The following is an 8,249-nucleotide window of genomic DNA, read 5'->3' as shown; positions in this document are numbered from 1 at the left end:
GGTGCCGCGTCGACGAAGGTATGCACGGCGGCTTTGGCCGCGTCCATCTTGGTGCCACCACCGGCGTCGGGGGCCTGCATCGAACCCGACGCATCCAGCACCAGCATGGTGGGCGCGTACGCGGGCTGCTGCGTTTCTTGGGCCTGCACCGGCATTGCGGTCAGGACCACGGCCGCCGCCGCGGCCCCGATAGCCAGCAGCCTTCTCAAAGTTGACATACCTCTCCAGTCAGACATTCGCAAGATCAAACGACCTTATGCGCCGCAACAGATTTCCGCGCGGCCGGGGACGGTTCGCGAGAACATTTCCCGAAATAGCCGATAGGACGTATCCGGCAGTGCCCCGGGCACCGTGGTCGGTGTGGGCTATAACTGCTGCATGGCAAAGTCTGGGGAGCACGATCGCAGTCCGGAGGCGGCACCGTCGATGGCCCGGACTTCCCTGCTGCGGGAACTGCCCACCACCGAGCGCGGTCTGCGCACCCGCTCGGCCCTCATTGCCGCCGCGCGCCGGGTATTCGAAACATCCGGATATCTCGACAGCCGCCTGGTCGACATCACCACCGCGGCGAACTGCTCGTCCGGCACCTTCTACACCTACTTCTCCAGCAAGGAAGAGATCTTCGCGGCGGTCCTCGAGCAGGCTCAGGAAGACATGCTGCATCCGGGCATGCCGCACGTGCCCGAGAACGACGATCCGGCCGCGATCGTCGCCGCCAGCAACCGCGCGTACTTCGAGGCCTATCAGCGCAATGCGGAACTGATGGGGCTGCTCGAACAGGTCGCCAATATCGATCCCGAATTCCGGGTGCTGCGCCAGCGCCGCGCCGATGCCTTCATCGCGCGCAACGCACGCAGCATCGAATCGCTGCAACAGCGCGGCCTCGCCGACGCCACCCTCGATCCGGTCCTGGCGTCGCGGGCACTGTCGGGCATGGTCAGCCGCTTGGCGTTCGGACATTTCGTCGCGGGTGACGACGCGGAGCATCCGGTCGACATCGATGAGCTCACTGCCGTCGCGACCCGATTGTGGGTCAACGCGCTCCGCATACCGCTCGACTAGGGTGAACGCAATCGCGAACAGGAACAGGGGTGTGCCATGCGGGTTGCTGAGAAGGTGGCTGTCGTGACCGGCGGCGGCGGTGGCATCGGCGGTGCGCTGGCTGCTCGTTTGGTGGATGCCGGCGCGCGCGTGGTGGTCGCCGACATCGACGGGGATGCGGCGGCGAACGTCGCCGCCGAGATCAGCGCTCGACAGCCCGGCCGCTGTGTCGGTGCCGGTGCCGATGTCGCCGACCCGGAAGCGATAGCCGGTCTGCTGGCCTTGGCCGAACACACCTTCGGTCCGGTCGAGATGTATTTTGCGAACGCCGGGATCGCCGGTGCGGCCGGGCTCGAGGTAACCGAAGCGGACTGGGACCGCTCCTTCGACGTCAATGTGCGCGCCCATATCCGGGCGGCGCAACAGTTGATACCCCGGTGGCTCGCACGCGGCGAAGGGTATTTCGTCACGACCGCCTCGGCGGCCGGGCTGCTCACACAGATCGGATCGGCGACGTATTCGGTCACCAAACACGCTGCGGTCGGTTTCGCCGAGTGGCTGTCGGTCACCTACGGCGACGAAGGTATTCGAGTGAGCTGCCTGTGTCCGATGGGCGTCGACACTCCCCTGCTCTATGCCGGGCGGGATTCCGGCGATCGGATCGGTGCCGCGTCCACCCGCGCTGTCACACAGGCCGGGGAAATACTCGAACCGGCGGCGGTCGCCGACGCGGTGATGGCCGCGCTCGAGACCGAACAATTCCTCATTCTGCCGCACGCGAGCGTGCTCGAGATGTATCGACGCAAAGGCGCCGACTACGACCGCTGGCTGGCCGGTATGCGCCGCTACCAGAGCACACTGCTCGACGACGATCGATAAATTTCCGAGAGCCCGGGCCGGTGCTCACTACGGTGGCATCGCGCCCGGCGATCGGCTACCCACCACGTTTCCTCCTCCGCATCCCGCTCGCGAACGACGGGCAATCCCCGCCGGGTGCCGACGTCACGGAGAGGCCGGGCGTAAACCGAACGCGCAGACGATATCTGGGCGAGAATGGGTGCGGCCGAGATCCGGCCACAGGGGACGTGCCGGCCGGCTTCCGGTCGACAGATTGTGGGGAAATACCATGAGAGTCAAGAAATTCGCCGCCACCGCACTGCTTGCGGTCGGTGCCACCACGGCTGCCGCCGGTGTGGTGCACGCCGAACCCGCGCAGGCGTCCGATGTCGCGGTGCACGGCATGGAACAGGGCATCGGCTTCGTCACCGCACCCACCTCCGACCGCTCCGGACTGACCACCACCGTCGATGCGGGCACCTTCGCCGTCACCGGCGATACGGTGACTCTCACCGATGTCGCGGGCCGAACCGTCGCGGCCGTGCCGCTGGGCCTACGTACCGCCGCCGGTGCCGTCGGCCTCACCCCGCGGATCGACAATGCCGGCCGCACCCTCACGCTGACACCGCAGTCGGCGAACGCACACACTGCGCAGGCCATCGACGAGGCTGCCGACACGCTGGCTCGCAAGCAGCACAACGCCGGTATCGGAGCTCTGGTCGGTGCCGGCATCGGAGCTGTACTGGGATTCTTCCTCGGCGGGGTCGGTGCCCTGATCACCGTTCCGATCGGTGCCGGGATCGGTGCCCTCATCGGATACTCGACGCCGTAACCGGCGCGGGGCCGTGCGGTGCAGGCTCGGAAACCGCACGGCCCGTCGAGCCGCTCGAGGTGAGCCGGTATGGCAGGACACAATGGTGTCATGGCCGAAGCCACGAACTCCCCCGTAGACGATCTCGTCCGCTGGCAGGACAGCGGTGGTGTGTGGCGAGTGCTGGGCCGGCGCGGTGAGCTGCTGACCATCGGACTGTTCGAATGCACCGGCGGTGACCAGGTAGGCCGCATCGCCTCGGCGGATCCGGCATTACGGGCATTCGTCGGCGAACGCAGCGGCAGCGAGGACTGAACCGGCCGGTTCGGCACCATTTTCGACCCGTAGGGCTTACGGTGTGCGCGGCAGTGCATCGATCCTCCGCAGCGGCGGCGAAAGGCGGCACGATGGCCGGAACCGACGAGGTGAACCCTCCGCTGGCCGATCGATACGCGGGCACCGCCCCGGTCCACTGGCACGGTGTCACCGTTCACCCGATGTACTCCCAGCGTCTCCCCGGCGACGAGGCCGTCGTCCGATTGTCGCTGGTGTCCGCGGCGCCCCCGCCGGGACTGCTCGGCCTCGGTATCGGGTTGTCCGTACTCGACGGGCAGGTGATGCTGCGCGGGCGCCGCCTGCCCGGTGTGGACGTCTGGTCCGACGCCGTCGCCGAGGGCGTGGAATTGAGGCTGACACGCACCGGGCGGGCCGCGGCATACACGCTCACACCGGTCTGGATGACCGCGTCGGGAGCCGCCGAATCCTGGACCGGCAACTACGGGGTCGTCATCGAACGCGGTGCCGATACCGCGATGGTGTTGCGGTGCAGTACCGGTGTGGGCCCACCGGACTTCGGCGAGCTGGTGGTGACGGTCACGACGACCGCCGAATCCACCGGACAGCAGGAACGCTTCCGCAGCGCCCTCTACGATCTCGGGAGCACCGCGCACACGCGGGGCGACATCACACAGGCCCAGCACCTGTGGCAGCAGGCGGCCGAACTCGGCCACCCGGGTGCCGCTTACGATCTCGGTGTCCTCGGTTACCGCGCCGGAGCGCTCGCCGACGCTCAGCGCTGGTGGCGGCTGGCCGCCGAACAGGGCGATCCACGCGCCATGGCCGGACTGGCCGAAGTGCACGAGCGCCGGGGAGATGTGGAGGCGGCGCGGCATTGGCGGGCCCTGGCTCGCGGGAACCGCCCGCCGACTCAGCCCAGGATGCCGCCGAACTCGGCGCCAAGCAGCTGACCTGCGCCGATCACAAGGGCAGCGAGGGTAAGCAAGCCGAAAACGACCACCCACACCCGCGCGGGAATGCGGGTGAGCCAGGCCAGCTGATCGGCATCGGAACCGTCACCGCGCACCGAGACCTGCCACAGTTCGAATACCGCCCGTACCCCGCCGAACAGCAGAAACCAGCTGACCGCATAGCCGAAAACGCCTTGCCACATCGCGCTCCCGTACCAGGAGACCGCGAATGCCGCGCCACCCGCGCATATCACCGCGAGGAATCCGAACAGGTTGCGGATCAACAGGACCACTACCGCCAGTGCGGCGATGAGGATCCACAACATCAACGTCTGCCGCCCGGTGCCGAGCAGTATCGCGAACCCGAGCCCGACGGCCGACGGTGCCGGATATCCGGCGAGGCTGGTCAGCACCATGCCGAAACCCCGTGGTTTGCCGCGCGATACGGTCACCCCCGAGGTGTCCGAATGCAGGCGAATGCCGCTCAGGGTGCGACCGGTGCACACCGCCACCACCGCATGCCCGATTTCGTGGGCAATCGTCACACAGGTCCGCAGGACCCGCCAGACGGGCCGGTACAGCACCACCGCGACCGCGGCCGCGGCCGTCGCCAGCACCACCCACACCGGCGGTTGCGGAGATATCGTCGTCAATCGATCCGTCACCGACGACACCGCATCGGCCACCTGAGACTGCTGCACCGCCGTAGGGTAGCGGCCGGGGTGGTTCCCACCCGTGCGACGGGGTCCCCGAAACGGGAACGCCTAGGCTTGCGGTCGAATTGCCGGGATCGGCCCGGCACTCGGCCTCGACGAGGAGAACGAATGACATCCAGGCGCATCAGAACCGCTCCCGCGCTGTTCGGGATCGTCGCGGTGGCTGCGCTGGGCGCGGGCCTGCTGACCGGATGCTCCGATGTGCAGCAGGCACTCAACAAAGGCGGCGACACGCCGTGCAGCGAGTATGTGCAGCAAGACGCCGACACACAGCGGATGACGGTGACCAAGTTCGTGAAGGAACAGTCCGGCGACGACCACGAGCCTGCCGGCACCGCCGTCGACGCATCCATGGCCGCGGTCGGATTTCTGTGCGCCAATCAGCGCAATGCCGAGACCCCGATCAAGAAGGCCGATCTGCCGGGCATGTTCTTCAACCGGTAGCGCCGATCATCGGCGTGGCAGGAATCGCAAACCGCGCGCGAGGGTCATCAGCGCCCCCTGCCACGCCGCTTGCGGGAGACCGAAGGGGGCATCCAGATTCAGTCCACGGGTCACCACGACGGTCTGCGGTTCGGTGAACTTCAGCAGACCGTCGGGGCCGTGCCGGCGGCCGACTCCGGAAATGCCCATCCCGCCCATCGGCGCGCCGGTGGTACCCCATGCTGGGGCATACCCTTCGTCGACACAGACCGTTCCGGCGCGCAGTCGGGCGGCGATGGCTTCTCCCTCGGACGGCGTGGCTGCCCACACACTGGCGTTCAGTCCGTATTCGGTGTCGTTCGCCCTGCCGATCGCCTCGTCGGCGTCTGCCACCGGGTAGATCGACACCAGCGGACCGAACGTCTCTTCCCGGCCGCACGTCATCTCGTCGGTGACGGCGGTGAGCACCGTGGGCTCGAAGAACAACGGCCCGAGATCGGGGCGAGCCCGGCCGCCGGTGAGCACTTCGGCGCCCTTGGCGGTGGCATCGGCCAGGTGTTGCGTCACCGTCTCCAGCTGGGCCGTCGAGATGAGGCTGCCGATATCGGCCGAAAAGTCATAGGAAGGACCGAGCTTCGCCTGCTGTACCGCAGTGACGAAGCGCTCGGTGAATTCGCGGGCGATCGAGCGCTCGACGTAGATCCGTTCGATCGAGATGCACAGTTGCCCGGCGTTGGAGAAGCAGGCGCGCACCGCCGCCCGGGCCACCTTGGCGAGGTCGGCGCCGCGGGTCACGATCATCGGATTCTTACCCCCCAGTTCCGCGGAGAATCCGATCAGCCGGGTGCCGCACTGCCGGGCGAGGGTGCGCCCCGTCGCCGACGAGCCGGTGAACATCAGATAGTCGCAGTTGTCGACGATCGCGGTCCCGACTACCGTGCCGGGGCCCGGGACCACCTGCAGCACATCACGCGGAACTCCCGCTCGCAGCAACAATTCCACATTCGCCAGCGCCGAATACGGGGTTCGGCTGTCGGGCTTCACGACGACGGCATTCCCCGCCAGCAGCGCCGGAATCGCATCACCGATCGACAGCAGCATCGGGTAGTTCCACGGGGCGATCACCCCGACCACCCCCTTCGGCTGGGTATGCACCCGGGCCTTGTTCAGCAGCGGGAAGGCGCCGGGCACCGCATGTGCACGCAGCAGGGTGGGGGCGGTCCGGGCGAAGTAGCGCGCGGCGAACATCAGACCCATGATCTCTTCCTGTGCAGCCCACCGGGCCTTGCCGGTTTCGGCCTGGATCACGTCCATGAGATAGCCGCGCTCGGCAACGACCAGTTTCCGGTAGCGTTCGAGCACCGCGGCGCGGTCGGCTACCGAGCGAGCCGCCCAACGGCTCTGGGCCACACGTGCTCTGCCGAAAGCGTCGGCAACATCATCCGCGGTGCCGATCGGCACCTCTCCCAGCGGGCGGCCGGTGAATGTTTCGGCGATGGTGGTGCGATCGTGCTCCACCGCATCGTCGACCGATGCGAATGTGCGCAGTCGCTCGAATACCGCCGGTTCCGGTAGTGCCATCCTCGCCTCCCGCATATGAGTGACCATCGGACACATGTAATCTACCGCGCGCGCGGCCGTGGGAGACACAAGCCGGAGGCCATCGACGCCATCGCCGCAACTACGCCATTCGAGCGCTGAACAGCACTCAAACGTGACGTCGGTCATAGTGTGTAGATTGTGACCCATCCGCGTTTCGTTATCGATTTCGCCTCGACCAGGACATTCGTATGCAATCCAGCCCGTCAACGCGAATCCCGTTGAGCGGTACCAAACCTGAAGTTCGAAACAGGACCCGTTATGTTGTGTCGATGTTGAAAGCGAGCCTCAGTATCCGTACTCGGGTCCTGGCAATCGCGCTTATTCCAAGCTTGGCGTTGCTCGGGATAGGTGTAGGCACGGCGGGATATCTGGTGCGGGAGGGGCAGCAATCCGAGGACTGGGCGGCAATCAACCGGGATGCCACAAGCCATGCGCGCGAGGTGGTTTCCGCGGTGGAACAGGAACGGATGCTGTCGCTGTGGCATCTGTCCGGTGAGCAGAACGATCCGGCGGCGCTCAACGCCGTACGTGCCCGGCTCGACACCGCATTCGAGAAACTACAGACATACGAAAACCAGCTGGAGGACAGTCCGGGCGGCAATATCGGTGCGGACACAGGTGGATTCGACACCCTGAAGAAGCGGCTGCCGCAGATCCGCGGGGCGATCGACGCCGGGGCGATGTCACTCGCGGACACCTATGCGGTCTACAACCGAATTCTCGACGCGGTGGCGGTCGGCACCAACCTCATCATGTCCACTGCGCCCGATGCCACGGTTGCATTGGAGCTCGTCAGTGGTCTGCGCACGCTGCATGCGATGGAGGGGATGTCACGCTCGGCGGCGCTCACTCCCGCCGAACTGCGCGGTGGTCCGCAGAGCGATGCACTGCGTGACGACTACCGCAATCTGGTCGGCTACTACCGCACCGAACTCCCGCAGCTGGCCGCCGATCTCACCGGTGACCCGGCCGCCGACAAGCTCCAGGCGGTGCTGACCTCGCCGGAATGGCAGCAGGTCGCCGCGATGGAGAATTACCTCATCAGGCCGCCGGCCCCGGACAAGTACGGCGATGTCGCAGCGCCGCCGATGAGCTTCGCGGACTGGCGAACCGCACAGGAGAAGCTGTCCGAGGAAGTCATCTCCGCATGGGGTTACCTCAACGACCATGCCAACCAGATGGCAGTCGACGACGGCAAGCGCACCGCCACCGCCTCGCTGTGGGCGGGCGCGGGCGTGCTCGCCCTCGCCATCGTGGCCTTCCTGCTGTCGCTGTGGCTGGCCAATCGTCTCATCGGCCGGCTCGAACGCTTGCGTCGCGAGACTCTGGCACTGGCCCAGGACGATCTGCCCGAGACGATGCGCAAGGTGAGTGCGGGCGAGCACGTCGATACCGAGGCCGGGAAGCTCGATTTCGGCGACGACGAGATCGGCTCGGTCGCCAACGCTTTCAACCGCGCACACACCGCGGCCGTCTCCGCGGCGATCACCGAGGCGCGGACCCGGGAGGGTGTGCGGGCAGTGTTCCTCAACATCGCCCACCGCAGCCAGATGGTGGTGCATCGCCAGCTCG

At 66.9% G+C, this 8,249-nt stretch carries 9 protein-coding genes and 1 pseudogene; 7 read left to right on the top strand and 3 right to left on the bottom strand.

The genetic code is table 11. The features are described 5' to 3' along the window. A pseudogene (locus tag NV2_RS32545) lies at positions 1–218 on the bottom strand (vWA domain-containing protein); the annotation flags it as partial. A 208-nt stretch (positions 219–426) separates the two neighbouring features. Here NV2_RS32545 and NV2_RS29885 point away from each other — a divergent pair. From NV2_RS29885 to NV2_RS29865, 5 genes are all read left to right on the top strand, one after another. After that, complete coding sequence (locus NV2_RS29885) at positions 427–1,062, top strand: TetR/AcrR family transcriptional regulator (protein ID WP_084475706.1); 636 nt, start codon at positions 427–429, stop codon at positions 1,060–1,062. Between the two features lie 36 nt (positions 1,063–1,098). Beyond that, entirely contained in the window at positions 1,099–1,920 is an 822-nt protein-coding gene (locus NV2_RS29880; RefSeq protein ID WP_067882109.1) for an SDR family oxidoreductase, read from the top strand. 247 nt (positions 1,921–2,167) lie between these two features. Then, the gene (locus tag NV2_RS29875; protein ID WP_067882106.1) at positions 2,168–2,710 is read left to right on the top strand and encodes a DUF8020 domain-containing protein; all 543 of its coding nucleotides are present in this window, start codon (positions 2,168–2,170) and stop codon (positions 2,708–2,710) included. Positions 2,711–2,779: 69 nt separating this feature from the next. Then, positions 2,780–3,004, top strand: coding sequence for a hypothetical protein (locus NV2_RS29870; RefSeq protein ID WP_245662837.1), 225 nt, complete (start codon positions 2,780–2,782; stop codon positions 3,002–3,004). Positions 3,005–3,096: 92 nt separating this feature from the next. Then, positions 3,097–3,936, top strand: coding sequence for a tetratricopeptide repeat protein (locus NV2_RS29865; protein ID WP_067882100.1), 840 nt, complete (start codon positions 3,097–3,099; stop codon positions 3,934–3,936). On the opposite strand, the gene NV2_RS29860 is transcribed toward NV2_RS29865, so the two are convergent. Beyond that, the gene (locus tag NV2_RS29860; protein WP_157103155.1) at positions 3,897–4,637 is read right to left on the bottom strand and encodes a M50 family metallopeptidase; all 741 of its coding nucleotides are present in this window, start codon (positions 4,635–4,637) and stop codon (positions 3,897–3,899) included. The two genes, NV2_RS29865 and NV2_RS29860, sit on opposite strands and share 40 nt — an antisense overlap. A gap of 123 nt (positions 4,638–4,760) precedes the next feature. Between NV2_RS29860 and NV2_RS29855 the strand changes: the two genes are divergently transcribed. Continuing rightward, the gene (locus NV2_RS29855) at positions 4,761–5,096 is read left to right on the top strand and encodes a hypothetical protein (RefSeq protein ID WP_067882094.1); all 336 of its coding nucleotides are present in this window, start codon (positions 4,761–4,763) and stop codon (positions 5,094–5,096) included. 6 nt (positions 5,097–5,102) lie between these two features. On the opposite strand, the gene NV2_RS29850 is transcribed toward NV2_RS29855, so the two are convergent. Beyond that, entirely contained in the window at positions 5,103–6,656 is a 1,554-nt protein-coding gene (locus NV2_RS29850) for a succinic semialdehyde dehydrogenase (RefSeq protein WP_067882091.1), read from the bottom strand. A gap of 290 nt (positions 6,657–6,946) precedes the next feature. Here NV2_RS29850 and NV2_RS29845 point away from each other — a divergent pair. Then, positions 6,947–8,249, top strand: a 1,303-nt coding sequence (locus NV2_RS29845; RefSeq protein ID WP_157103154.1) for a nitrate- and nitrite sensing domain-containing protein, incomplete at its 3' end; no start/stop codon positions are given.

This window comes from Nocardia vermiculata NBRC 100427 (genome assembly GCF_001613265.1).
GTDB lineage: Bacteria > Actinomycetota > Actinomycetes > Mycobacteriales > Mycobacteriaceae > Nocardia > Nocardia vermiculata.
The sequence above is the reverse complement of the archived record's forward strand: the minus strand, read 5'-3'. Positions and strand labels throughout refer to the sequence as shown.

Coding starts and splice junctions, on each gene's coding strand:
- NV2_RS29885 (WP_084475706.1), top strand. CDS start 427: ATGGCCCGGACTTCCCTGCTGCGGGAACTGCCCACCACCGAGCGCGGT.
- NV2_RS29880 (WP_067882109.1), top strand. CDS start 1,099: ATGCGGGTTGCTGAGAAGGTGGCTGTCGTGACCGGCGGCGGCGGTGGC.
- NV2_RS29875 (WP_067882106.1), top strand. CDS start 2,168: ATGAGAGTCAAGAAATTCGCCGCCACCGCACTGCTTGCGGTCGGTGCC.
- NV2_RS29870 (WP_245662837.1), top strand. CDS start 2,780: ATGGCAGGACACAATGGTGTCATGGCCGAAGCCACGAACTCCCCCGTA.
- NV2_RS29865 (WP_067882100.1), top strand. CDS start 3,097: ATGGCCGGAACCGACGAGGTGAACCCTCCGCTGGCCGATCGATACGCG.
- NV2_RS29855 (WP_067882094.1), top strand. CDS start 4,761: ATGACATCCAGGCGCATCAGAACCGCTCCCGCGCTGTTCGGGATCGTC.
- NV2_RS29850 (WP_067882091.1), bottom strand. CDS start 6,656: ATGGCACTACCGGAACCGGCGGTATTCGAGCGACTGCGCACATTCGCA.